At 44.9% G+C, this 26,492-nt stretch carries 21 protein-coding genes; 9 read left to right on the plus strand and 12 right to left on the minus strand.

The genetic code is table 11. From position 1 onward, the window contains the following. Positions 1–50 precede the first annotated feature (50 nt). The 4 genes from QUB10_RS20555 to QUB10_RS20570 form a co-directional block, all read right to left on the minus strand. Positions 51–1,766: a hypothetical protein gene (locus QUB10_RS20555; RefSeq protein WP_333205077.1), complete on the minus strand. Its 1,716-nt coding sequence runs from the start codon at positions 1,764–1,766 to the stop codon at positions 51–53. Positions 1,767–1,911: 145 nt separating this feature from the next. Next, positions 1,912–3,243, minus strand: a complete 1,332-nt coding sequence (locus QUB10_RS20560) for a hypothetical protein (RefSeq protein ID WP_333205078.1) — start codon at positions 3,241–3,243, stop codon at positions 1,912–1,914. Between the two features lie 249 nt (positions 3,244–3,492). Continuing rightward, entirely contained in the window at positions 3,493–4,419 is a 927-nt protein-coding gene (locus QUB10_RS20565; protein ID WP_333205080.1) for an SRPBCC family protein, read from the minus strand. Between the two features lie 28 nt (positions 4,420–4,447). Then, the gene (locus tag QUB10_RS20570) at positions 4,448–6,694 is read right to left on the minus strand and encodes a lipoxygenase family protein (protein ID WP_333205082.1); all 2,247 of its coding nucleotides are present in this window, start codon (positions 6,692–6,694) and stop codon (positions 4,448–4,450) included. A gap of 918 nt (positions 6,695–7,612) precedes the next feature. On the opposite strand from QUB10_RS20570, the gene QUB10_RS20575 reads away from it, so the two are divergent. Next, positions 7,613–7,798, plus strand: a complete 186-nt coding sequence (locus tag QUB10_RS20575; RefSeq protein ID WP_333205084.1) for a MerR family DNA-binding transcriptional regulator — start codon at positions 7,613–7,615, stop codon at positions 7,796–7,798. Positions 7,799–8,225: 427 nt separating this feature from the next. On the opposite strand, the gene QUB10_RS20580 is transcribed toward QUB10_RS20575, so the two are convergent. Further along, positions 8,226–8,618, minus strand: coding sequence for a hypothetical protein (locus QUB10_RS20580; RefSeq protein ID WP_333205086.1), 393 nt, complete (start codon positions 8,616–8,618; stop codon positions 8,226–8,228). Between the two features lie 259 nt (positions 8,619–8,877). On the opposite strand from QUB10_RS20580, the gene QUB10_RS20585 reads away from it, so the two are divergent. From QUB10_RS20585 to QUB10_RS20595, 3 genes are read left to right on the plus strand one after another with little or no spacing between them, the layout of a single operon-like run. Beyond that, positions 8,878–11,538 carry a DNA polymerase III subunit alpha gene (locus QUB10_RS20585; RefSeq protein ID WP_333205088.1) on the plus strand — a complete coding sequence of 887 codons (2,661 nt, stop codon included), beginning with the start codon at positions 8,878–8,880 and terminating at the stop codon, positions 11,536–11,538. A gap of 1 nt (position 11,539) precedes the next feature. Then, positions 11,540–12,307 carry an LAGLIDADG family homing endonuclease gene (locus QUB10_RS20590; protein ID WP_333205090.1) on the plus strand — a complete coding sequence of 256 codons (768 nt, stop codon included), beginning with the start codon at positions 11,540–11,542 and terminating at the stop codon, positions 12,305–12,307. Between the two features lie 4 nt (positions 12,308–12,311). Further along, the gene (locus QUB10_RS20595) at positions 12,312–13,904 is read left to right on the plus strand and encodes a helix-hairpin-helix domain-containing protein (RefSeq protein ID WP_333205092.1); all 1,593 of its coding nucleotides are present in this window, start codon (positions 12,312–12,314) and stop codon (positions 13,902–13,904) included. Between the two features lie 139 nt (positions 13,905–14,043). Here the strand turns inward: QUB10_RS20595 and QUB10_RS20600 are convergent, their stop codons facing one another. Both QUB10_RS20600 and QUB10_RS20605 read right to left on the minus strand, forming a co-directional pair. Further along, the gene (locus QUB10_RS20600) at positions 14,044–14,343 is read right to left on the minus strand and encodes a DUF3593 domain-containing protein (protein WP_333205094.1); all 300 of its coding nucleotides are present in this window, start codon (positions 14,341–14,343) and stop codon (positions 14,044–14,046) included. A 407-nt stretch (positions 14,344–14,750) separates the two neighbouring features. Continuing rightward, positions 14,751–15,401, minus strand: a complete 651-nt coding sequence (locus QUB10_RS20605) for an ATP-binding protein (protein WP_333205097.1) — start codon at positions 15,399–15,401, stop codon at positions 14,751–14,753. Between the two features lie 575 nt (positions 15,402–15,976). On the opposite strand from QUB10_RS20605, the gene QUB10_RS20610 reads away from it, so the two are divergent. Further along, a complete protein-coding gene (locus tag QUB10_RS20610; protein WP_333205099.1) occupies positions 15,977–16,720 on the plus strand; it encodes a pentapeptide repeat-containing protein in 744 nt (247 codons plus the stop codon). 105 nt (positions 16,721–16,825) lie between these two features. Here QUB10_RS20610 and QUB10_RS20615 read toward each other — a convergent pair whose 3' ends face one another. From QUB10_RS20615 to QUB10_RS20625, 3 genes are all read right to left on the minus strand, one after another. After that, entirely contained in the window at positions 16,826–17,884 is a 1,059-nt protein-coding gene (locus tag QUB10_RS20615; protein WP_333205101.1) for an alpha/beta fold hydrolase, read from the minus strand. Between the two features lie 118 nt (positions 17,885–18,002). Next, on the minus strand, positions 18,003–19,463 hold the full coding sequence (gatA, locus tag QUB10_RS20620) for an Asp-tRNA(Asn)/Glu-tRNA(Gln) amidotransferase subunit GatA (RefSeq protein WP_333205103.1): 1,461 nt from the start codon (positions 19,461–19,463) through the stop codon (positions 18,003–18,005). A gap of 764 nt (positions 19,464–20,227) precedes the next feature. Then, on the minus strand, positions 20,228–20,392 hold the full coding sequence (locus QUB10_RS20625; protein ID WP_333205105.1) for a hypothetical protein: 165 nt from the start codon (positions 20,390–20,392) through the stop codon (positions 20,228–20,230). Between the two features lie 165 nt (positions 20,393–20,557). Here QUB10_RS20625 and QUB10_RS20630 point away from each other — a divergent pair, with 165 nt between their 5' ends. From QUB10_RS20630 to QUB10_RS20645, 4 genes are all read left to right on the plus strand, one after another. Next, a complete protein-coding gene (locus tag QUB10_RS20630) occupies positions 20,558–21,013 on the plus strand; it encodes a helix-turn-helix domain-containing protein (protein WP_333205107.1) in 456 nt (151 codons plus the stop codon). Between the two features lie 206 nt (positions 21,014–21,219). After that, positions 21,220–22,521: a serine hydrolase gene (locus QUB10_RS20635; RefSeq protein ID WP_333205109.1), complete on the plus strand. Its 1,302-nt coding sequence runs from the start codon at positions 21,220–21,222 to the stop codon at positions 22,519–22,521. 55 nt (positions 22,522–22,576) lie between these two features. Beyond that, positions 22,577–23,413, plus strand: a complete 837-nt coding sequence (locus QUB10_RS20640; RefSeq protein ID WP_333205111.1) for an alpha/beta hydrolase — start codon at positions 22,577–22,579, stop codon at positions 23,411–23,413. Between the two features lie 248 nt (positions 23,414–23,661). Then, positions 23,662–24,873, plus strand: a complete 1,212-nt coding sequence (locus QUB10_RS20645) for a transposase (protein WP_333205113.1) — start codon at positions 23,662–23,664, stop codon at positions 24,871–24,873. A gap of 88 nt (positions 24,874–24,961) precedes the next feature. On the opposite strand, the gene QUB10_RS20650 is transcribed toward QUB10_RS20645, so the two are convergent. After that, a complete protein-coding gene (locus QUB10_RS20650; protein ID WP_333205115.1) occupies positions 24,962–25,240 on the minus strand; it encodes a DUF1816 domain-containing protein in 279 nt (92 codons plus the stop codon). A 296-nt stretch (positions 25,241–25,536) separates the two neighbouring features. After that, positions 25,537–26,492 (minus strand): 23S rRNA (guanosine(2251)-2'-O)-methyltransferase RlmB (gene rlmB / locus QUB10_RS20655; RefSeq protein WP_333205117.1); only part of this gene is annotated, 956 nt, incomplete at its 5' end.

Here is a 26,492-nt window from a genome sequence, read left to right on the forward strand (position 1 = left end):
GGAGTTTTCCCACACAGCCGTTTACATAGTTGCGATATTTGCGTTCGCTATTAACTCAATCCCTTCAACACATTCAAGAGATTAGTGGCTATTGATGTTGCTGTTTGCAGGCTTTCGGCGCTGTCAACGGTCGCCTTGGGCGCGGTATTGACAAATTGCTCTAGTGATGAAATAAGCTGTGTCTGAGCCTGCTTGAGGTCAATTTCACCAGCCACTGAGTCCGCGCTGCTTTCTGCGGGCTTTTGTCCCAGGCCAGCACGCACCTGCACAGGTCCTATCGTAGGGCGATCGGCGCTGGCATCTTTACTGTCACTGACGACTAGCCGGACTGCTGGATCGCCGATAATCGCATAGTTGCGGGCGTCATTGTTAGCCGTCCACATACCAGCCAAACTCTGATTGTTCGGGACTGCCCCCCACTTGATTTCTTCTAGATCCATGCTGAGGTCGGAGGAGATTTCAGCATAGCGCTCGTCAAAATACTCTACCGCAGACCCGACTGGATGACCTTCCAGCAGACGCTTCACGCTACTCTGAAAAACTGCGATCTGCCTGCGATCTGCACTAGAACCGCGAATATCTGACCAGGAGAAAGAACAGCCCCACGCGCGATCGACGTGACCAATTACAGCGAGAACACCTCCCTTGGGATGGCTCAGGAGTTTCTGTGGCAAGCGAGCAAGAAAGGGGTACGGTGCAATGTCTGGTCGTTCAGAAAGGGATTTTTTGTGACCGTCGAATTCATCTTTTTGGGGGCAACCTGCGCCATAGCAAGCAAAGTGAAAAGCAATTAACCCCAGCAAGCGAGCGTCCTCGCTAATATCGTCTGCAGAAAAGTAAAAATCTTCCGGGATCGGCTGTCTCCACTGCTTGGGACCTGGCCAGTCTTGGCACAGCAGTGCGCCTTGGTGGCGCAGTTGTAACGGATCGCCATTTTTAAAGCCCATACCGTGGCTGGCAGTGAACAGCAAACTAGGCGTTTCGCTACCTCCTAGCAGTTGCCCTAGTCGGGCCTTGGTTGCTTCTTCTTTAAGAATCGTTTTCACATCCCAGTTGGGATGTTCCTCAACAACCCATTCCGAAAGTGGCATGATGAGGTCTTGAGTGCTGAGATTAGTCGCAGCGTCTCCTGGGTTGCACACGCCGAAAAAGGCAGCACTAGGGGATAGAGATAAATTGCTAGTTTCAGCTTCTACTACACTGTGAGCGTACTGCGCGTATTCCTGTAGCGTATCAAAGTAAATGCGACCCACTGCGTACTGAACGCTGAGCTGGGACTGAAAACGATAGGGAATTGTTACTGGATCTCCAACAATCAGCAGGTAGTAGGGCATTTTGTCTGGATCGGCTGGACCTGGCCCTACTCCCTGACGCGAGAGAAACTGATTTTTTGACTCGCCTGGACGATAACCCCTGACACCGGTGTATTCCTGGTAATATTTTTCTTTCTTCTGGGTTGCTTGCCTTTTGCGATGCTCTAACAGTTCGCTGAGTGCTTCCTGGATTGCAGGCTCGGCATTGTAAGCAAAGATTACTCCCCAACCCGTTTCTTCTAACTTCTTAGGGTCTACTCCCTCCACGGGAGCAAAATCCGCGTCTAGCCCTTCGACCAATTTCTTTTTTTGCTGGAGGTCGTAGAGATCGTCTGGATCAAACTCTTCGCCTTGGGCAATTCTAGATACTTGCTCGGCGGTCAGAGGGGGAAGCAAATAATCGCCCGTCGAGCCATTAATTCCATTGAAAAATAGCAAGTCTTCTTCGTTCATATTTTTGGTTCCTGGTGGGCTGGGCGAATAATCACAATTTGAGTTTTGAGTGAATCAGATAGAAACCCCACAAGCTTTTTTAACAAGGGCTTTCTGAGTCTCTATCCGTTCTCACAGGCAAAAAAATTGGGTCTAACTCTGGCGGTTAACTGGAATAAGCTGCCGACCACACAGCATGAGCTACTTCCGGCTTGGCAATGTCGGAATGGGCACCCATTGTTGGCCCTCCCAGGTTCGCACAAATAAACTCGCTGCTTTCGAGGTTATAGATTTTGCCCGGTTTAAAATCATAAAAGCCTTCGCAGGGGAGCATATTTATGTTTTCCGCTGCGAGGTCATCTCCGCCTAGACCAAAGCTGCCAATTCCACCATACTTAGGCAATTGACCGGGGGCAAAGTCCACAGCACTAAAGGCAGTCTTTCCCGCTAGGGGGTACATCCGGCCGACTGCATAGTCTAAGTAGGAGTGAGTTGTAACGATCGGACCTGCGACTTTACCTTGAGCGATGATTGTATTAAAGTAACCGGGGCGATCGCGTTCGTATGAAATCTTTGAACAATAAGACCAGAGCGATAGAGCGCCTTGTACCAACGCCAGAGAATTCACTGGGCGGACTAAGCTACCCTTCCCTTGCGGACCGTTGAGCATGGAAGAGACAACAACGCATCCAAAGCTGTGACCCATCAGGTGGAATCGCACCGTTTCTGCAGCGTTCTCTTGCAGTGTTTTTAACAAGTTGAAACCAGTGCTTTCACCGATTTTGCGAGCGCGGTCTTTCATTTTCCAATAAGACAGTACCCGCAGGGGGTCCAAAACCTTATCCCAGACTGAGCTGCTGTCGGTGCTGAAACTTACTGGTTCATCTATACTGGCTTCATAGATGGCTTCTGGATCGAAACCTTCCCAATCCGAACCCGGTGCCGCACCTTCACCTTCGCTACCCAAGTCAGCCTCTTGGTTCAACACTTGGTAGGCGTTGAGTACCTCTGGTGGCAAGCTATCAAGTGTGTTGTCTTCGCTCGCCGCCCGGAGAATTGTTTGCAGGGCTTGCCGTGCTGCTTCAGTGTTAGCAATGCGCGAGGCATATTCATCTACTAACCCCTCAACTGGATCTTCGTCGTTCACGTCAAAGGACACCGAACTTGTCAAATCTTCATCGCCCCAAGGTTTGCTCGGCCAGTGCAGTCCGATCATTAAGGGACGAAATCCCGATCGCACCTGTGTTATTTTTTCAATATCGGCTGTTTGTTTAGCCATAGCGCCAATCCAGTCGTTGTACTGCTGTCGCGCTGCGGGGATGTCACCCATCCACCCGTGGCTCATAAGGAATACATCTGTGATTGGCTCATTGGCTAGTGCTGAGAAGATTTGTTCGCTCAGTTTCTTTCCATCAGCTTCATCGCGTTCATTGCCATCCTTATCAAAGGCAATCAGGTAGTAATTCAAGGAAGTATTAGGTACTTTTTCAATTGGCATGGCATTTATAATTTTTAGGGTGTGGGTGTCGTTTTAGGTGAACTCAAGATGGAAATGTTATCCCAAAGTTTTTATTGAAAAGTTCGCTCTTATTTCGGGCTGTGCAAGACTAAGTTCCTCAAATTCTCAATCAGTCTGCACAACGTTCCCAATTTATGAGCGAATCGTTCTATCGGCTTTGGGATTACGTGCTGAGTGGCCGTTTATATAGCGCCCTCGCCAATTCCGGTATTTTGTTTGCAGTTGGCCTTAAGAAAGCGATCTGGTATCAAATTCATTCTGAAACCAAGAGAAACGCTCTTGGAAGCTCTTTTCTATCTCTGCCTTTACTTGTTGAGGCTTTTGTCCTTTTTGAGGAATAAAGACATTATTATACTGTACCTTGGTCAATTGAGAATTTCTCTCTGAAAGCGTGATTGTCCCTCGATAGAGACTGACAGGCATTACGCTTTTTGTTACTTCATACACTAGGAGTTTTTCCGCATCAGAGGCATAGATTAAGTTTTCTTCAAGAATCTTATTCTGAGGAAAAAATACTCGTCTTCCCGATACAGGAATCATTCTGACATCTATAGCATGTTGTACCCAAGATATATCTTCCCAATTGCCGATTATTGCCCATAATTGCTCGGCGGGACAATATACATCAACCTCGAAGGAGCAACGCAGACCGTCTCGTTCAAGAATAAAGTTGTTAAATTCCTCAACTCGTCGTTCAGGAGCCGTGGCTATTATTTGCAGAAACTTTGTTCGCTCCTTTTCCTCTTGTCCCTGTAAAGCAAAGTCAAGTGTAAGCGTTACTTCTGAGCCTTGGCTACCATCACTCATCGGATAAACTCTGATGGTAAGCTCATAGAAGCTAAAAAAAGAATTGGCTTCAGGGATATTAATTTTCCAAATTCTTTTCTGCGAGTCGTAAACAACTAATGTTTCGCGGGTAAGAGAGCCTTTGTACTCAAATCGTATTGTTGATCCTATGCCATTAGTGGGCTGATTTTCTCCTGTTTCTAACCTAATATCTGGGTGATCACTTAAAGCTTTTTGAAGTGCTAAATAGTCGTCAAATGCTGACCAAAATTCATCAGGCGATAACGAGGTTAAGTTATTACTGGTACGCGAGAGGCGTTTGCCAGAAGCTAAATAATCAACCTCTACTTGTGAAAAAGAAAACGGCATTGTACCTATCTCCTAAAATAAAAAAGGACTAAATGTCAATACTGGGGGGTAGATTTTCAGGGTCTAAATAGGGGTAGGGAAGTTTACCTGCATCCTGTAGCTTCATGTTACGTAGTTTTATATCCGTTGAAAGTGCTGTGAAGCGAAGATTTGCACGATGCTGTACTTCTGGAAATCTCTTCTCCAAAGGGGCGATCGCTAAAGGGCCTGCAAGGCGAAAACGTGAAGCATCCGTGAGCAAATAAGCAGAGGTAAGCTGGAATAAAATCCGCTTTATAGTGTGAGGCAAGGCAGCTTTCACATACTCATCAGAAATCTCATCTTCCCCCTCTGGCATTGGTGCCAACATTGCGATAGGGTAATTAGGAAGATAAGCACCATAGTCAAACTGAGCAAAGTTTAATATGGCGTGTCCGGCACTCGTTTTCCAGATTATATTTTGTAGTACCCAAGCTAATTGCTTTTTACTGGAAATATTTTCAGGGAATGAGGGGATGTCAGCCTTATTTGGGTCTCTCATCTCTGTAACCCATCCCTTGATCATCGCGTCAGTGGCTACATCATCGTCATTAGGATATGCTGCATTAACAAAGTCGGTTGTGTACTCGCCAAAAATATCCCATAACTTGAAGCCATCTTCACGGTAGTAATAATCTTGAATGCCCTCTGATTGCTCGCGGTCAAATCCACGTTCCGAAAGTTGCTGAGGAAAACTTGATTTCTCAAAATCCCATTTGAGCCATGCGTTGAGCATAATCTCCAAACCTTGAGCCGTTCCAGTGGAAAACGTGCTGTCTGTAAACGGCATCACATTTGAAACGAGGGTGTGCCGTGCCACATAGTTGATACCAATTGTGTCCTTGAAATGAGGTGCAAGCAAGTCCCTGATTGGGTGATCTACGCTAGGTGGAAAAGAATTGTGAAAAGCAACGGCAAAAGGTTCGACACCAATATGGCCGAATCCGAGATGCCAAATAAATTGCATCACCTGATTGTCTGCACTCTTCATGTGCAGTTTCGCGAGCATCCAGCGGTTTGTTGGGGACTGCGGAGTGTAAACCGGAAGATCATCATTTAGTCGGATACCTATCATGTCCACAAAAGTCTCTCCTTCCTCAGAGTCTTGCACGATAAGCCCCGTAGCAGGATATGTATACATACCTTGGTGCGGCTTAACGTTCTTCAGTTCTGGAAGATCGACTATTAATAGGCGTTTTTCAAGGAGCAAATCACGTAGAGACTTTCCTTTATAACTAAGGTCGCGCATATTTTCTGGAACTTCCTCAATACTTCCTACAACCTTGATTGTCATAGGATTAAGACCGTTCAAGAAGTGACGGGCAAACTCTCTATCTTTACGCCAATTTTCATTGATGTATGGGGTTTCACCAATGTATCCACCTTGTACAGCTTGGTAAATATCACCTGACTTGGCAAGACGTTCTTGTATGCCAAGCTCAGTATAAAGAACCTCATTTAGTCGCTTAAAAAACATACCAGCTCTTGTTGGGTCTAGAGCCTCAGATTGTGGAAGTCCCTTAACAGCCCGAGGAAGTCTAGTCAAATCGACATCAGGCAACTCCGCATTTTTTTCATATGTCTGATATTCCCATTTTTCTGGCTGCTCGACCACAACGTCAGTAAGTACCTGTTTTAGTATTTTCTCAAGAGTCGCTATGAAATCAGCAACGCTTGTAGGATTATGGCTCAATTGCTCAGCATAGTTAGGTAAATTCATTGTTTGAGATTCTCCAATCAAATTAAATGCACTATTCAAATACTTTATCGCATCAGTATAAGCATTATGTTGTACGTTCATAAGTGCCTGTTTTACTTGCGGTGGGGATGCTTCAGTGTATGAAAACCATCTGACTTTTGTTAAAGTTTCTTTCCCAGTCATGGGATCGACTAAAGGAGTAAATTCCACAAAAGTAGATACTGCCTTTAAACCAGGGATTTGGGGTTCCACTTGCACAAAGTCATATCGTTCGGAGAATTTATCATCATCCCTCGCTACAAGCAATTCATCAAACGTAGTATGTTGAACACTAAGTTTGAATCGCCTGATACAACCGACTTTATCATTTCCTGGGGGAAGAATATCCATCGTTTCGTAGATTTTCCACCATTGTAGGTTTTCTTTTCCAAACGGTCTAAATATCTTCCAAACTTGATGAATTGGTGCTTGTACAATTCCCAACACTTCAACATCAGGATTTCGCTCAAAACAAGCTGGGTCAGTCACTTTTAAAATCTCCTTGATTAAGGTTTTCACAGGCGTGTTTTACTCTTTTAGTTCTAACCGCCTTGATGACTACTGGGACGTTTTGCGGTTGCCTTTCACGGGAGCATCTACCCCTTCATACTTTGGTTTACTGTACGCATTAGACTCATCCCCCCGTACAGTTGTCCGGCGTTGTAGGCTTGTTATGAGTTACTATTTACTCATCTTCCCTCTAAGGGAGACATCGATTTAGATGTCTTTTACAGCTACTTTCGAGTCACGTCTGTTGACGATAGTTCTGTTACTAGGTTTACTGTACGTTAACCTTGTCTGACTCCACTAGCCGGGATTCTCGCATTTGCTTCGAGTTACCGTCATTTAACCCATGCACCGCAAGTAAGAGATACCATCCTCTTAAGTGTGGGCTATATATTCACTCCTGTGGTTTGGAGGGAGGGAAATTAACCCTCATAACTGTGAAGTTGTCTCGGTTTCAAAGAACCTAGCCTCTCTCCCCATCTACTTTATCAGTAGTCAGGAGTTACGCAGCTACGCTATATGTAGCGTACTAATGAGTTAGATATCGCTGAGGAACTCAAACGCGATCGCCAACAGCCTGAATTAGGCGATCGCCCGCTCCTTAACGCGCTATATATAGCGTCATGGCGTAAGTCCCGAGTAGTGTGTTGAGAGAACGAATCGCACTTGGACATACAGACTATATTCCTTTAGATAGATGATTGTCAAGGGGGATTTACTTCTTTGTGATTCTTAATGAACATTAAGAAAATGTAGAGACTGTAAAAATTTAATACTTATAGAACCTATTTGGGATCTATTCACTTAGGGGTATAGCCGAGATACGATACTGTTGGCGAAACATTTTTTAACATTCTTGGCGATCGTCAAGAGGTTAGGGCACAGTAGATAGTTTGCTTATTTTTGCTAACGTATGCTACGATTTGCTATATGGCATACGTCCCACTTAGAAAAGCAGTCGAATTTCTGGGCTTGCATCCACACACCCTAAGAAAATATGCAGACGAAGGGAAGATCAAAAGCATCAAAAACGAAGCAGGGCAACGACTCTACGATGTCGAATCCTATCAACGCGGTGCAACTAGAACCAGGGTAAACGCATCTAAATTAATTTGACAAAACCCTGAATTTATGCATTACTAAATAACTAAAAAAACCTTCTTAAAATCATTAATTTTCACCCCACTTGAGAAGATAAAATCAGAACCTTAAGATTTTCTAAACTTCTTAAAACCGGATAATTTTCCTTCTTAGATAGGTGTTAGATTTCGAGCATTAACTGGCAGAGTTTAAAAAATTAACTAAATAATTATTGTCCCTTGCTGCTCGATACCGCTTCATTTTTAGACTTTGTGCCGGAAGTTTTTTCTTGTTTTAGTAAATTTATAGCCAAGCGACGTAGAAGTGCAAAATTTGCGGGAGAGTTCTGTTTCCGAATCCGGCTTTCATATAAGAGAGAATGTAACATCAAGCGTCCAATGTAAGCTATTTTCAATGCCCCAATGACGGAGGATAGCCCCAGCAATTGTCTCAGCATTACAGCTTAAACTACTAAGCGTAAAAACGATCTGAGCGTGGTGGTTTTCTTCCACAGCCGTCGTTCACTAACTATCATGACAACTGTTTTTAATCCCGTCCATATATCTATACCGCAGCCAGTGTTAATATCTATCCACTCGTCCCGGGGTTCCCAAAATTGATTGTTGATTGCGATGCGATCTGAAAATTGTCTCGCTATCGCCTCCCGCATGTCAACAGGAATTTCCTCTTCAAAATACACGTAAAAATCAAAATCTGACGACTCATCCGTAACTATAGTTGTTCGATAACCTGCTAAAACGACGGCTACAACTTGAGCCAAACTGCTAAACTTATCCCCAATAGTTTGAGCAATTAATGGAATTTTTGCGATAGCTAATTGATAATTATGCAGCATTTAATTACGTTTTTTTGAACGTAAAAATAACACCAAATGCTTAACTTTAGTAATCAAATTTTTAACGCATAACTTTGAAATCGTAACTCAACAATTGATAATTGTTAACAAATACGACGGAGGCGAACTGATGCGCTGCTGCCTCGTACCCCTACCAAAATTATTTCAAAAGTAGCATAAAACTTTGTTTTTTTATTTTACACTTTGACACGCGGATAGTGTAGAATCTAAAATCTAAAATCTAAAATCTAAAATCCCTATGTCCTTCGTTGGTTTGCACATTCACAGCGATTATAGCTTACTAGATGGGGCTTCTCAGCTACAACAGCTCGCAGAACGGGCGGTGGAATTGGGGATGCCCGCGATCGCCCTTACAGACCACGGGGTGATGTACGGGGCGATCGAGCTAATCAAAGTTTGCCGAAATAAAAACATCAAGCCGATTATTGGCAATGAAATGTATGTCGTCAACGGCGACATAGAAGTAAAAGTTCGAGGTAGAAGAAAATACCATCAAGTTGTTTTAGCTAAAAATACTCAAGGTTATAAAAACCTCGTCAAACTAACCACAATTTCCCACTTAAAGGGAATGCCTGAAAGAGGTATTTTTGCCCGCCCCTGCATCAACAAGGAACTGCTAAAACAATACTCCGAAGGTTTAATTGTTACCAGTGCTTGTTTGGGCGGCGAAGTTCCCCAAATGATTCTGCAAAACAAGCTAGATACTGCCCGTGAAGTAGCCACATGGTATAAAGAAGTATTTGGAGAAGATTACTATATAGAAATTCAAGACCACGGTTCCCCGGAAGACCGGATTGTTAATGTTGAAATCGTCAAAATTGCCCGCGAACTCAAGATTAAAATAATTGCCACTAATGATTCTCACTATATTTCCTGCAACGACGTAGAAGCACACGATGCTTTGCTGTGCATTAACACCAACAAACTGATTGAAGAAGACAAGCGGATGCGCTACAGCGGTACTGAATATCTTAAGTCCGCAGAGGAGATGGCGCAACTGTTTCGAGACCATTTGGATGATGAAACGATCAAAGAGGCGATCGAAAATACCCTAGAGGTCGCAAATAAAGTATCGAGATACGAGCTCACAGGAGAAGCTCGAATTCCCACAATTCCAATTCCTCCAGAACATACAGCCGATACTTATGTAGAAGAAATATCCTGGCTGGGACTGTTAGAACGCCTCAAAGCCCGCACCAGAAATGAAATCCCCCCAGTCTACAAACAAAGACTAGAATACGAACTGAAAATGCTTCAGCAGATGGGCTTTTCGGAATACTTTTTAGTAGTTTGGGACTACATAAAATATGCGAGAGACAACGATATTCCAGTAGGGCCAGGACGCGGTTCTGCAGCAGGTTCTCTAGTTGCTTACGTCCTCAAAATCACCAATATCGACCCCGTACACCACGGGCTACTATTCGAGCGATTTCTCAACCCCGAACGCAAATCTATGCCAGATATTGATAGCGATTTCTGCATAGAAAGGCGGGACGACATGATTAAATACGTTACAGAAAAATATGGTAGCGAGCGCGTAGCGCAAATTATTACTTTCAACAGAATGACATCCAAAGCTGTATTGAAAGATGTTGCCCGGGTGTTAGGTATTCCCTACAAAAAAGCCGACGAAATGGCAAAATTAATTCCCGTGTCCAGGGGAAAACCGGAAAAACTTAAAGTGATGATTTCCAATGACACACCTGCACAGGAATTTAAAGACAACTATGAAAATACAATTTGCATAAATGCAGAAACTGGTACTGAAGTCCCCGTTCGTCAGTGGATTGACATGGCAATTCGCATTGAAGGAACTAACAAAACCTATGGTGTTCACGCGGCCGGTGTGGTAATTTCTTCAGAGCCGTTGGATGAACTTGTACCGCTGCAAAAGAATAATGAGGGTGCTGTGATTACCCAATATTTCATGGAAGATTTGGAATTTTTGGGGCTGCTGAAAATGGACTTTTTGGGATTGAAAAATTTAACAACGCTCCAGAAAACTGTTGATTATATTAAGCAAACCCAAAATCTAATTGTCGATCCAGAAATGCTACCTTCTGATATAGAGCGCAGAGCTCAAGAGACTTTTGGCCGAATCAAAAAGTTACCCGATGATGTAGATAAAACCTATAGACTTTTAGAAAGAGGAGATTTAGAAGGTATTTTTCAGTTAGAATCCTCTGGAATGCTGGATGTAGTGAAAAAACTCAAACCTTCCTGTCTGGATGATATTTCTTCTATTTTGGCACTTTACCGACCTGGGCCGCTGGATGCAGGTTTGATTCCTCAGTTTATTGACTGCAAGCACGGTAAAACAGTTGAGTACGATCATCCGCTATTAGAACCGATTTTAAAAGAGACTTACGGAACGCTTTGCTTTCAAGAGCAAATTATGCGGATGGCTCAAGATTTGGCAGGCTATTCTTTGGGGCAAGCTGACTTGCTGCGGCGGGCAATGGGCAAGAAGAAAGCTGATGAAATGCAGAAGCAAAAAGAAACGTTTATCGACGGCGCAACTAAGAATGGAGTCAGTCAAAGAATTGCTGAAAAGTTGTTCGCGCAGATGCTACAATTTGCAGAGTATTGCTTGAGCTATGATACGCAGATATTGACAGTGGAATATGGGCCGATGGCTATTGGCAAAATTGTTGAGGAAAAAATTGAATGTACTGTTTATAGTGTGGATAGCAACGGTTATATTTATACACAGTCAATTGCACAGTGGCATCGCCGGGGGCAGCAGGAGGTCTTTGAGTATTGCCTGGAAGATGGCTCGATAATTCGCGCCACAAAAGATCACAAGTTTATGACTGTTGGCGGTCAAATGCTGCCCATTGACGAAATCTTTGAACAAGGATTAGACTTAAAACAAATCAACTCTAGCTCAGATATATAAAATGTATCTCGACTATAGGCAGCTAAAATCGGAACACAAGGAACAAATCATTTCTGCTTTTAATCAGGGCATGGAGTGTCGAGACATTCCTAACTACCTTGGTGTGAGTGAAAGAGCAGTTTCAAGGGTTTTAAAAGAAGCAGACATTAATACTAAGCGGCGCAACCGCTATACTTTAAATGAGAGCTATTTTGATGTAATTGACTCTCAAGCTAAAGCTTATTTATTAGGATTGATAGCTGCTGATGGCTGCGTTACTCAAACTAATTATGTAGCTTTTGAATCTATTGACAAAGAACTTACAGAAATGCTCAGCATAGAGCTACAATACTCTGGTGAAATTAGAGTTATTCAGCCTCAAAATTATGCTCCTCACTACCGAATAAATTTTTCTTCTGAAAAGCTGGCCAGCTCTTTACAGGGCTACGGCATCATAACAGGAAGAACTTTTTCGGAAGTTACCTATTTCCCTAACTTAAAATATTTAGGGTCTTATGTGTTAGGCTATTTTGACGGTGACGGTTGTGCTTATGCAAACAAAGGTAGAAGTGGCGGTTTAGTCTGCATTGTTGGTTCCTTTGAATTTGCCCGCGAACTAGCAATGCACCTAGGGATGGGTTCTGTACAAGAGCATCAATTAAAAAAAGTTTATTATTGGAGAATCTTTAGTCGAAAAAATATACAAGCATTCTATGATTTTGTGTATCAATATCCCCGCTTGGGATTGCAACGAAAGAAAACTAAAATAGAGGCTATTCTCAGGAGTTAGAAACATGGTAAAAATTATTAGTAGAAAATCACTAGGAACTCAAGAAGTCTATGACATAGGCGTTGAACGAGAACATAACTTTATCCTAGAAAATAGTTTGGTGGCATCTAACTGCTTTAATAAATCCCATTCAATGGCCTATGCCTATATTACCTATCAAACTGCCTATTTAAAGGCGAATTATCCTCTAGAATACATGGCTGCACTGCTGACTGCTAACAGGGGCGATCAGGATAAAGTACAGAAATATATTGCCAATTGTCTCAAGCTGGGTATTGAGGTTGAGCCGCCAGATGTTAATAGCTCGGAACTTACTTTTACACCGATGCCGAAACAGATGACTGGCTCTGCAAAAGATAAAATTTTGTTTGGAATTTCGGCGGTTAAAAATGTGGGAGAATCGGCAATTGAAAATATTTTGGCGGCGCGGCAGGAAGGGGGTAAGTTTAAATCGTTGGCTGATTTGTGCGATCGCGTAAATCTCCATTCTGTCAACCGTCGCGCTCTAGAAGCTTTAATTCAATGCGGTGCTTTTGATAAAATTGACAGCAACCGCAAGCAATTAGTAAACGATCTCGAAGGGGTGATGAAATGGGCGCAAGACCGCAAAAGAGACCGGGAAAGTGGCCAAGGTAATCTTTTTGACTTGTTAGGTGCGAATAGCTTCGGGAAGTCAGTCAATACCTATGAGTCCGCGCCCAAATCTAAAGTGGTACCAGATTTTGAAAAACAGGAGAAATTGCGTTTAGAAAAAGAACTGCTTGGCTTTTATGTGTCAGAACATCCCCTAAAGTTTCTCATGCAAGTAAACGAAGACCCCGATGTTGTGACTCTCGAACAGTTAGCAGATAAAAAGGGGAAAGTATCAGTTATTGTCATGCTTAGCGCTATTAAAATGGTAGTGACTAAAAAAGGCGATGCGATGGCAATTTTGCAATTAGAAGATTTGACTGCTCAAATAAAAGCTGTGGTGTTCCCCAAGGCTTACGAACAAGTGAAACCTTACATTGTAGAGAATGCGATCTTACTGATTAGTGGAAAAATTGAGAAAGATGGGGAGGAAATTCAGATAATTGTAGACACTGCAAAGCCGGTTGAAACAGTACAGGTTGCAGAGGAAATCCAGAAGGCGGAACCGGAAATAAATAACTCTTGGCCGGCGGAACCAGTCAACGTTGTACGATCGACAAAACCTGTGGAAGTTCTAGAAATGGTGATTGTCAAGCTGACACCGCAACAAGTACAAGACGGGAAAAAACTCAATTCCCTCAAAGCTATTTTGCAAGAACTTTCCAATCGGGGAGAAGGTGCTAGCGTGTCGGTGGGGGGAATTGTTGTCGGTGAATATTCCTGTCAACCCCTTCGCATTAACCCTCAATTGTGGGTGCAAGATGGCGAGGGAACTGTTAGCCGTCTCAAGTCTGCTGGATTTGATGCTTGGGTTTTTTCTCTACACAATCGCGGGGATGCTGCGGTATTTCGAGAAATGCGATCGCAACTTAATGTACATTCTTGGGCTAGTCGTTTACTCGACACTGAAACCGATCGCCTTCACAAGTATGTCAATTATCTCGCCCAACTAAGGAATGAGAATTAAATAACTTCCACAAGTTTGTGGGATGGGCGTCCCGCCCATCCCACAATAACAATTAAAATTGTAAGTTATTTAATTCGCGATCCTAAACAGACGCTAGTCAAATCAAAGTTTCGGATTAATCCCGACTACCCTCTCAAGTTTATTCTTGTGAGGATGCTTTGGCTTTAATCACCGCTTCTCTAAAGCCTAAAACTAATAAAATATTGGCAAGTGTTAAGAATAGTTCCGCAGAACCGTGAAGCCAATCGACATTTGCTAGTGACTCGTTGTAGGTAACTTTTGCGTAAATTGCGGCGGGAATCGTCACCGCTACAAAAACGAGAGTGCCGTAAAAACCCATCAGAGCTAAACGAGGTGTTTTTCCCGATCGAGTCAAAAACCAGAGAAATCCCAAGTAGGGAAATAGAGACAGAACAAATAAAGTTTCTTTGGAAATCATTAGTAATCGGTGAGCGACCAGATACTATGATAAATTAAAACGTCAAAAATTAGTGTGAATAATTTTTAACTTTTAATGTTGAGTTTTTAATATTTAATTAGACAGATGCACCCGTTTCAATCGAACCGCTATAGAATCACCCAATACCATAGCTCTTAACCCAAGCCGCAGCAAGTCGGCAGTATTCAAAACCCCTCAGCCACGCGGAGACAAAACCCGTAACTTTTTCCCTAACACCGTTTTTAGAATAACACATTTTTCACCGTGCCAGTGTGTTAATTGTCCATCACCCCAAAGCTAAGCTGTCACGCATTTAAATTGCATATTGAGGGCGGGTTCTTAGGCCCAACCCTACTCCCCACAAAGCTTAGATTATTTTTTGACATTCAATTTAAATGCACAACAGCTTACCCAGCAATTAGAAAGAGAGACGGTTCCAAAGTTTTCTGTCTGCTAGGCATTAAGCAAGCATCGTTCAAAACCTCTAAATCCAAGCCGTTATTTCTATCTGCTGCCAGAATTTCCTTTAGCTTAGCATCAAAATCAAAACACGGGCCGCAATCCCAAACTTTGAGTTCCAACCGTCCGTTAAACACCCTAATTTCCAGTTGAACAGGAGTTTCTACTGGCAGATTTTTGTGAGCGTGGCGAACTGCATTTCTGAAACCTTCAGCCAACGCCAACTGAAACTTACACCAAACCTCATTGGGGAGCGATAAATCTTTCAACTGCTCAAACCACAACAAAACTTGAGTTAAAGCATTGACATCTGTGTTGACTTGCAGGCTAATATGTTGAATACAAGTTTCATGCAGCTCTTCTTCCTGCTCTGTTTCAGTCTGCCAATCCCAGGTGTTTAATAAATTCATTAACCCATCTAAAACGCTAGCTTTTTTTATATTTTGGGAGCGATTGCAGCCTTTTACTTCGTAATTTTTGCTCAGCGACAAACAATTTCGATTGTCGAGAGTCCGGGTGTAACTGAGATCGTCTGCAATCTGCCACATGAGTTTGATCCCCCTCCCGCCTTCTGCAAGTTGATCTATGCTGTTCGACATCTATTTTCCTCGTCTGAAAGTATTAGCTGTACCCTATTTTCCCACCCGCCGAGACACGTGGTATTTTTTTTATACTTGCTGGCTCGGTATTATTTCGGGGATCACACAAAAATGCTATCTTTTTTAGAGAAGGCAGCGCATCAGCAATATGTCTTAAGAGTCTAAGCCAATTGGCTTATTTACCGATCGCCTGTACGGAGAACGATCGCCCTCGGCAGCAAAATCCAACTGCATCGATTACAAATACTTATCCGTTGTCGGAGTCTGCCACTTGCTGCAGCCGTCGCCAGAATCCCCGGCATTTAGCGCCTCGGGCCGATCGCCGCTGCAGGGGAGCCTTGATGTGCGGGCTTTCATCCCCAAGGCGTAAGTAACTTCCGTGAGCGCGATCGAACCTTACACCGTTGAGTCGCGTCCATCCACTAGACTAGGACTTACGCAAACAACCCAGTTTCTGCTTAGAATATTGGGTTTGACAGCCAGGAATTAACGAGGAAACCGGGTTTTTGGTCCCCCGCGCGTAAGTCCAGCAGACAAATCGGTGTTGAAAGGCAGTTACAGGACTTACCAAGACTATGACCAAAATCAAACTGAAAATTCTGACTGCAGCGATAATGCTACTCCCATTTTGCGCCGCACTTCCCTTACAAGCTCAAAATCTGTCTCTAGTCAAGCGGCTGCTAGAAACCAGAGGATGTCCCGGATGCGACTTATTTGGCGCTTCCTTGAGCCGTGCAGATTTGTTTGGCGCTTCCTTGAGCCGCGCCACTCTCAGCAGGGCCGACTTAGTTGATGCCGACTTGACTGCGGCTGACTTAATGGAAGCTAATTTAAACAACGCCAACATGAGAAACGCCTTTTTGGCTGACGCCGACCTCAGCAAAGCCGACATGAGCAGGGCCGACATCAGGGGAGCCAACTTAGAAAATGCCAACCTCAGCGAGAGTTTTCTGCGAGACGCATCCCTCCAGTTGGCTAATTTAAAATGCAGTAATTTGAGCGCAGCTAAACTAAGTAGAACCGACCTGAGAAATGCCGATTTAAGCGGTGCAAATCTCAGGGGTGCAGACCTCAAAGAAGCCGATTTAAGCGGTGCAAATCTCAGCGGTGCAGACCTGAGAAATGCCGACTTGAGGGATGCGAGATTGAACAAAGCTAATCTCACAGATGCCAATCTTTGCGGTGCCCGGATGCCAGACCAAAAAACATCTCGGCGAGGCTGCGAAGTTAAGAAAGAACCAGCGATCAGCACGAACAATTACTGTAATTACTGCTATGCTTTGAATGACTGGTGGCTGAATGTATTAAGGTTCTACTAAGCAGTATTATCCCCATCACTACTCTGTTTAATATGTACTGTTAGAAGTGCGAGTAGGCGGTACAGATATCAAACTTAACCTGTTACCGCCAATAGCTTTTATCTACTACTTTGAAGAACCTATAAATTGGCTCAGTATTTGCATATATTCTGCGCCCCCGATCTGTGCCACATTAGTGTGACCTCCATCAGGAACTATGTACAACTGTTTGGGTTCAGGTGCTGCATCAAACAGTTTTTTGGTCATTTCCACTGGAACTACATTGTCAGCAGCCCCGTGAATAAACAGCACAGGCATTTGCAGGCGATCGACTTTTGAAAGAGAATCAAACCGCTGTGTCAGCAAAACATCGATCGGAAACATCCAAAACAGCCCTTTTTGGAAATTCACCATCGCCCGCGTGGAAGTAAAAGAGCCTTCTACGATTACCCCTGCCGCCTCCGGGTGACCCACGGCTAGATCGATCGCGATCGCCCCTCCCAAAGAATGACCGTAGATATAAATTTGATTCGGGTTAATCCCCCGCTGTTTCACCAAATAATCCCAAGCAAGCTGAGCATCCTCATAAACCTGAGATTCACTCGGAAAATCGCCCTGGCTTTTTCCATAACCACGATAATCCATCACAAATACCGACAAACCTAACCGATGAAATCGATGAGCGTGTTCGACATTTGCTCCCACATTTGAAGCATTGCCGTGCAGATACAAAATTACCCCCCCTAACCCCCCCTTGTTAAGGGGGGGAACCGGAGCGACTGCCGGTCTCTCACTTTGCGGGGACGTTCCGACTCCTCTAGCTCCCCCCCTTGGCAAGGGGGGGCTGGGGGGGGTATCCGAGTCTCCGGTGTTAACAGAGGGAACAGCCTCCCCCTTTCTTGCTCCCCCCCTTGCTAAGGGGGGGCTGGGGGGATTTTCCGAGGCAGGAATCCACCACCCGTGCACGCTGTCCACCGCGCCTGTTTTAGTTGGAATTGGCAGCCAGACATCTTGATATTTCAACTGAAAATCATCTGGCGTAGTTTCGATCGCCCGCGCAGGAAAAAAGATAAACTTACCTTGCGCTACAAAGAGGAATACACAAGCAGCAGAATAAGCAACGGCCAAAACTATCCCAAAAGCTATTAGCGATTTAGACAAAAGGAATACTAGCAGATTGTTCATAGATAGAGCACGCGGGAAATTAGAGATCGCTCAAAAGCTAATGGCAAATTATTAATTCAGACAATTAGCCAAGATCGATTACTAACTTCCGCCACCGTATTCCGCCGATTTTCAGAAATTAATGCAATTCCGGGTGGTGTAAGTGCCAATTCGTAGACTGTTCGTAAGCGTGAGCCACCTGAAACAGCCGAGATTCTTGCAAAACATTACCAATCAGTTGTATACCCACGGGCAGTCCTTTATCATCAAATCCGCAGGGCAAACTCAAAGCTGGCAAACCAGCAAGATTCACCGGAATAGTCATCAAATCTGACAAATACATACTCAGGGGGTCATTGAATTTTTCGCCTGCCTTAAATGCGGTAGTAGGAGCAGTGGGACAGACTAAAACATCAACTTGAGAAAAAGCTTTTTCAAAGTCTTCTTTAATCAAAGTCCGAACTTTTTGAGCTTTTAGATAATAGGCATCGTAATATCCAGCCGACAATACGTAAGTGCCGATCGCAATCCGGCGTTTAACTTCCGCACCGAACCCTTGAGAGCGGGTTTTGGCATACATATCCAAAAGATTATCGGGGTCTTTTGACCGGAAACCGTACTTAACTCCATCATATCGCGCCAAATTTGCCGAAGCTTCCGAGGGAGCAATAATGTAGTAAGTGGGCAAACCGTAGCGGAACCGGGGACAAGAAATGACTTGAATTTCTGCGCCCAATTGTTGAAATTGCTCGATCGCCTTAGTAACAGCGTCTTTAACCCCGGAGTCCAGCCCTACACCAAAAGTTTCTTTAATTACACCAATTCTAATCTGACCCTTCGGTCGCAAACTGGGTCTTAAAGCTTGAGCGTAGTCAGGAATTGGGACATTAAGACTCGTGGAATCTCTCGGATCATAACCGGCGATCGCCCCCAACAAAATCGCCGAATCCTCAACAGTCCGGCCAAAGGGCCCGATTTGATCGAGAGAAGAAGCATAGGCCACCAAACCGTAGCGAGAAACCAACCCATAAGTCGGTTTCAGCCCCACCAACCCGCAAAAAGCTGCAGGTTGGCGGATTGAGCCCCCAGTATCCGAACCCAAACTCACGACGCATTCTCCAGCGGCTACCGCTGCGGCAGAACCGCCAGAAGACCCTCCGGGCACGCGCTCCAAGTCCCAAGGATTCGCGGTAACTTGATAAGCAGAAGTTTCTGTCGAGCTCCCCATTGCAAACTCGTCCATATTCGCCTTACCCACAATCACCGCACCGGCTGCTTGGAGTTTCGAGACGACGGTGGCATCGTAGGGAGGAACAAAATTCTCCAAAATCCGAGAGGCGCAGGTTGTGGGAACGCCCTCGGTGCACATATTATCTTTAACGGCGATCGGGATGCCGGCCAACAGGCCAATTTGCTCTCCGGCTGCGATTTGGGCATCCACTTTATGGGCCTGCGCCAATGCGCTGTCTGCTGTCACGCACAGAAAGCTTTTCAACTTCGGCTCTAGCTGGGTAATTCGGTCTAATGCTTCTTGAGTAATTTCCACAGCAGAGCGTTCTTTATTGACCAGTTGTCGGTGCAACTCGCGGATGGATGCCATGCTCGTACCTTTATCATTTCTACTTTGAGACAATACAGTTAATATAACTGGCAATTGTACCTGCTTACAGCCCGAAGGCAAAGTCGGCTATTTTTGTGGCGAAAGTTCGAGCCTCGAAGAGGGCTCAGCTAACGGGCGATCGGTCATTTTATATACAATAGATTAAATTCCCCAAATCCCACCGAACACAAAATAGCGATCGAGTTTTTTACCTAATTTTTTAACAAACCAAGAATGCAACTGTATCAGGACTGATGCAAAAAGTGGTTTAACGCGAGATTTATATGAGTAAGGGGTAAGGTGTGCAATGCGACCCCTACATAATTAGGTTCGGTCTTCAAGAATGTGTATGCAAGATCACAATCATTAGGAAATCAGTCATTCCCAATTCTGTAATCTAAATTCTAAAATATTAGAACCCAGCTTCTCTTCGACGCAACCCAGGATTTATGGGAGAAGAATATGGCATGAAAAATCCACTAATACCAGATTATGACTGCTTTATTCTTGGGAATATTCAGACAATACTAATTTTTATAAAAAATACCAGTCTTGTTAGATTGAATTTATTTCAAAAAGCAGACTTGCCCGCATCTGAAGCTGATTTTTTACGAGATTAATCCCCTCCTGAAACCCCCGAAAAAATGAACTATAAATAGAAAATCCTGATAATCTAATTTTAGATTATGGGGGTCGATACCCTAATAATTAGGGTCAGATTATGAAGAACACTTTTTTAGTCAAAAATGACTGAAAGTTATCAGTCAGCCGAGTGAATTAATGGGGGCTGCGCGATCGAAGAAAATAGCGATCGACATTTTCCGATCCACGCCCATTGTGCCAAAGGTCAAAAAGGCTGTCAGAAATCTGGCGTTCACAAAAAAGCTCGAAACGCTCACCGGCACGCCGAGGTCTTTTGTTGCCCGCACCTGCAAAAAAACAGCAGTCCTTCCTCAAATGCGACTAGCTGCGTGCATCTGGGGTAAAAAAAGCTACTTATTTGCCCGAACGATCCCCAGGAAAATAATTTCATCCGGAATTATCCCCAAAACCAAAGATATATGGTAAGAAGTTCCCGATGCCCCGTTGGAGGAATGCCACCTAAAGCTCACTTAGAATCCCACCTGACGGCAGAGGAACTCAAAATTCGCTACCGGCAGGCACAAAACACCACAGAGTCGCGCCGCTGGCACTTGCTGCTGTTAGTGTCCCGAAATTGGACTATCAAACAAGCAGCCCAAGTCGTAGGCCTCAACTACGACTACGCCAAAGAAATTGTCCAGCGCTATAACCGAGAAGGGCCTAACTCTGTGAGAAATCGCAGCGGAGACCGCCAGCCCCCTCCTGCAAAATCCTTGCTGAATCCTGAACAGCAAGAAGAACTGCGACAAGCCCTGCTAGGCCCTGCCCCCGACGGCGGAGACTGGACAGGCCCCAAAGTCGCTCGCTGGATTGCCGAAAAGATTGGTAGCGATCATGTCTGGCCCCAACGCGGCTGGGATTACCTCAAGCGGTTGGGTGCTGACTGGCGACGGCGGCGCAAAAAGTAGATAGTTCGCAATATTTAGAGGGGGTTGATTGCCTTCGTGCGATCGCTCCCTTTATTTTGATTATTTTGCCACATTGGCGCGATCGAACTATTTTAGATTTTAGATTTTAGATTTTAGATTTGTTCTCCTATCTAAAATCTAAAACCGTTTGACTGATGTAACAATAGCTGCTTATATAGAATTTGGTTGTGTTGAGGATGTTAAATATGCCAGAGCTCAGGCGTTTTTTGTCGATCGCCAACAAGATGGCGGCAGTAGTAGCCGGCATTGGACTGGTTCAGATGTTAACCATCGCAAGTTCATTCTCTCAATCATCTAACCCGCGTTCCCTAGGCGAACTCTACAAAATTCGCGATGGGCTAATCGCCGAATTAGAACAACCCTCCTCTCCCTCCCCAGAACCAACCCTCCTCTCCCGCTTAGTTCCCCTCACCGCCAATCCTCAAGAACAACTGCTACAGCAGTTGCAAGCGGTGGAAGCTCAAATATTAGTAGAACAGAGGGCTAACGACGACTTACAGCAAGCAGTCCGTTTAGCCAACAGAGCCGTAGAAACTAAAGGGCAGCAAAATAAGTCGATCGAATCTTCGCAGCAAACTCAATTTTTCTGGCATCAAGCCCTCAACAACTTGCAGGAAGTTCCTCAAAATTCATTTTTAGCTTCCCTCACTGCCTCAAAAACTCAAGAATACCGGGAAAATTTAACAGCAGCCACCTCTCAAGTCCAGCAAGCAAAATCAGATTTGTTGGGTGTGCTTGCGCGGGAAAGCGGTTTGTCGGCTCAAGCTTCGATAGGCATTTGCAACCTTTCTAGAGAGTGCGTACACCTGCGGGGCGATGTACCTCCTGTCAGTCCAGCCAGCTTAATTAAATTGCCGATTGCTGTCGCCCTGATGCAAAAAGTCGAAAAAGAAAAAATTAGTCTGAACCAGGAAGTATTAGTCACTCGCGGTAATTTCACCGAAGACGCATCGGCAAAGATTAGGTCTAATCGCAATTATCCGCTACAGCTACTGTTAGAAGAAATGATCTATCGCAGCAGCAATATCGCCACCAATCAACTAATCGATTATTTAGGTTCGGATTACATCAATCAATATTTAGATAATAGCGGCTACGAAGTCACCCGCGTCAACTTCAAATTAATGGGGGAAAGAATTATGCCCTCCAACCCCGGTTCCGGTCGCAACCGCCTGACTGCTAACGAACTCACCGAAATGATGGTGCAAATTTACAACGGCGAAACACCCGGTGCTAAACTATTAATAGAAACTCTCAACCGCCAGTACGATCACGCTCTGGGATTTGCCGCCTTACAAGGAACTAAAGCTCAGTGGTTGGGCGAAAAAACCGGTCAAAATTCCAAGGTGCTAGGCACAACTTTAGCGATGAGCATTGACGACGAGGCCTATGTGATTACTGTGATTGACAGCCGCAGCGGCGAGCTACAAATGCGCCAGTCTATTTCTAAAATTGCCGATTACATGGTCCGAAACCCCAGCTTTTGACCGCTGGAATATACAATTTATAGCGGGGACAACGCACCGCCTAAACAGTTAAAAAATGCCGCATCAACAACTCAGTGTTTCCGTCAAAGGCAAAGGATTTCCTATTCTCTGCTTGCACGGCCATCCAGGTTCCGGCGATTGTATGTCGGTCTTTACAGAACACCTATCAAAGCGGTTCCAAACCATCGCCCCAGACTTGCGCGGATACGGCAACAGCCACACCTCAACTTTCTTTGAAATGACCGATCATCTGGTCGATTTAGAAGCACTATTAGACAAATTAGGAGTCGATCGGTGTTTGGTGATCGGATGGTCTTTGGGAGGGATTTTAGCCCTGGAATTAGCCATGAAATATCCCCAGCGAGTCACAGGTTTGATTCTACTCGCATCCGCAGCCAAACCGCGAGGAAGTCATCCTCCCATCTCTTGGCAAGATAACTTTTACACCGGTTTAGCCGGAATTATCAATTGGATGATACCCGGTTGGCAATGGAATATTGATACTTTTGCTAGGCGATCGCTCTTTCGCTACTTGATACAGCAGCATAACGCCACCCCTTACCGCTACTTAGCACAGGCAGGTACCCCCGCCTACCTCAAGACTTCCAACACGGCCACCAAGGCGTTAAATACCGCTCTGAGGGCTGGATACGATCGACTGCTGCACCTGCACGACATTCATTGTCCCAGCTTGGTGTTGGCCGGAGAAGGCGATCGGCACATCACCTCAGCATCCAGTTTAGAAACCGCCCGCCACCTCCATGATTGTCAGTGGCAGTGTTATCCCAATACAGCCCACTTGTTCCCTTGGGAAATTCCCGATCGGGTAATCGCAGACATCGATCGCTGGATTGAGAGTCACCCCGAAGCAGTTGGCAATTGCGAGTGTTGAGTTTTGAGTTTGTCACAAGCAATTTATTACCCAACACTCAAGAGTTTTGAAGTTATAAAGATCGAGCATGAAAACCCCGTGACTTTAGTCCGGGGATGAAAGGCAGAAGGAGGCTTTAGCCTCCCAGTTTCTTTTGTTGGATTTCAGGATTGCGCTGTAGAGTGCAACTATGTAAATCTTTATGAACTATTTGAGGTGCATTAAGCCGATGTTGTTAGTATAAGAAGTATCGTGATGAGGTCGAAGTCATGCTAGTTTTTGAGTTCAAAGCATACGGAAAAAAACAGCAATTTGACGCTGTAGACGAAGCAATTAGAACAGTACAATTCATCCGCAACAAAGCATTGCGCTTTTGGATGGAGAACGAAAAAGTCGATAAGTATGACTTAAATAAGTACAGCGCTGTTTTAGCTAAAGAATGGACGTTTTGCGATGACTTGAACAGCATGGCTCGACAATCTAGCTCAGAAAGAGCATGGTCGGCAATCTCCCGATTCTACGATAACTGCAAGAAGAAAGTTCCTGGTAAAAAAGGATTCCCGCAATTTCAGAAAGACAACCGCTCGGTTGAATACAAGACTACGGGATGGCGGATGGCAACCGATCGGAAATCTATCACTTTTACTGACAAAAAAGGAATCGGGAAACTCAAACTGAAAGGAACTCGCGACTTACATTTCTATCAGCGCAGTCAAATTAAGCGAGTGCGCTTAGTCAAACGAGCCGATGGATATTACGTCCAGTTTTGCGTTCAAGTTGACCGTTCCGAGAAGGTTGAAATTACAGGCAGCGCCATCGGGTTAGACGTTGGTTTAAAAGAGTTCTACACAGACTCTAATGGCGTTGCAGTTGATAATCCGCGCTTCCTGGGCAAAGGAGAACGCAGATTAAAGAAAGCCCAAAGACGAGTTTCAAAGCGAGTCAAGGGTTCAGAAAACCGAAAAAAAGCTAGAGTGATTCTAGGGAAACGCCACCTCAAAATAAGTAGACAACGTAAAGATTTTGCTGTGAAATTAGCAAGATACGTCATCCAGTCAAACGACTGTGTAGCCTACGAAGACTTGAGGATTAAAAATATGGTGAAGAACCACTGTTTAGCTAAATCGATTAACGACGCATCTTGGTATATGTTTCGAGTGTGGCTGGAATATTTTGGCAAAGTATTCGGAAGAATTACAATTGCCGTGCCAGCCAATGGAACAAGTCAAGAATGCTCTAGCTGCGGGACAGTTGTCAAGAAAAGTCTGTCAACGCGAACTCACGCTTGTCGGTGTGGGTGCGTAATTGACAGGGATTGGAACGCAGCCAAAAACATCCTAAGTCGGGGATTGAGTACGGCGGGGCACGTCGGAACTTGGATCTTAGATCCGAACGCTTGTGGAGAATTGACCGCTACCGATGTTGAAGTAATTCTGCATCGGCAAGTCGATTCTGCGAATCAAGAATCCCCTCGGCTTTAGCCAGGGGAGTGTCAAAACTCACAACTCAAAACCGCACAGCGTTGCGAGGGAAGCGTAGCCATCTCAAAACTCAAAACTCCCCCTGCTTCTACTGACCGCTCAAAACCGGCCACAGCCCTCCATCACCAAACTTTCCCAAATCTTCTGCAACAGTCAAAGTAATTGGTTTGCAGCGGTAAATCGAAACACTAACACCTTCGGCCCCTTCATTTTCTATGTCTTCTACATATCCTGCTTTTGCAGCTTCCGCCTCTCCATTGGTTAAGAACGGGCCAAAATAGTAAATGCACCGCGGCGCTGAAGTTTTAACTTCAACCCACCAAGCCAATCCGAAAAAGTTGAGCAAGCTAATCAAGAATTCTTTCATGTGCTTTTCTAATGTATTTGACGGTGTTTTCAGGGTGCTGCGAACACGCCTAGGCTTTTGTTATTTACACGTGGCTGACTGCTGCCAAGAACCGATCCAAACCTATTTAAAGCTGATATCTAAATAGATTGGTGTCGAATTCTTGTTTGAACCTAGGGGGCAGGCCCATTCTACTTTCGCCTGAACAAGTAACGACAGTCGATCGGCTATCCTTACTTGTTCCGGGTGTCGTGCCACTCCATGCTGGGCGGCATTGACAATAAACTACTCTGTTGTGCTCTTTTTTTCAACCACCTTTACGATCCGTGTACGTGAAACTTTTTGGGCCCGCGCTGACGGTAAATTTCGTATAAAGCCATCCCCGTTGCTACCGAGACATTCAGGCTAGGAGTATGACCCCTTAAAGGAATTGAAACTAATCCGTCACATCCGCGCTGTATCAAAAGGCTCAAACCGTCAGCTTCACCACCTACCACTAAAACAGTGGGCCCGGAGAACTTGACTGTCTCTATAGATTGACCGACGCCTGCTGCAGTGCCATAAATCCAGAATCCAGCCTCTTTGAGTTCTTCCAGCGCCCGGTTAAGATTGACAACCCTCGCCACAGGCAGGCTTTCCAATGCCCCTGCTGCCACTTTTCTCACTGCTGAGGTAATCCCAACCGCCCGCCGCTGCGGAATCACCATGCCCTGAGATCCCAATGCTTCTGCGGTGCGAATAATCGCCCCTAGATTGTGCGGGTCGTTGAGTCCTTCTGCTACCACAATTACTGGATCTTCGCAAGCCGACTTAGCCTTTGCGATCAGTTCGCTCAAATCCAGGTATTCGTAGGCTGATACTTGGGCGGCTACGCCTTGGTGGTTTGCTTTGCGCGTGATGTAGTCGAGGCGCAAATCGTCAACTTCGTCAATGATGCTGCCGTTGGCTTTGGCTTCGGTTAGCAAGCTATGAAAGCGGGGATCGTAGCGCAGGTGGGGAACAACCCAGATCCGGTTGAGGACTTGGTTTGTTTCTAAAGCTGCTTGTACCGCATGGCGGCCGTAAATCATGTCGTCTGTGTCTGCGTCTGGTTGCACGACTGTATTGGAGGCAGTGTCAACAGGGCGAGTGTCTCTGTCTTTGTCTCTGTCTCTGAAATGGTTGCCCCGGAATTCCTGCGGGCTATTGTCTTTGTCTCTGTCTTTGTAATAATTTCCCCTGGATTCCTGCGGGCTGCTGTCTCTGTTTCTGTCTCGGAAATTGTTGCGGGCCG

The sequence above is a fragment of the Microcoleus sp. B5-D4 genome, from assembly GCF_036705145.1.
Lineage (GTDB): Bacteria > Cyanobacteriota > Cyanobacteriia > Cyanobacteriales > Microcoleaceae > Microcoleus.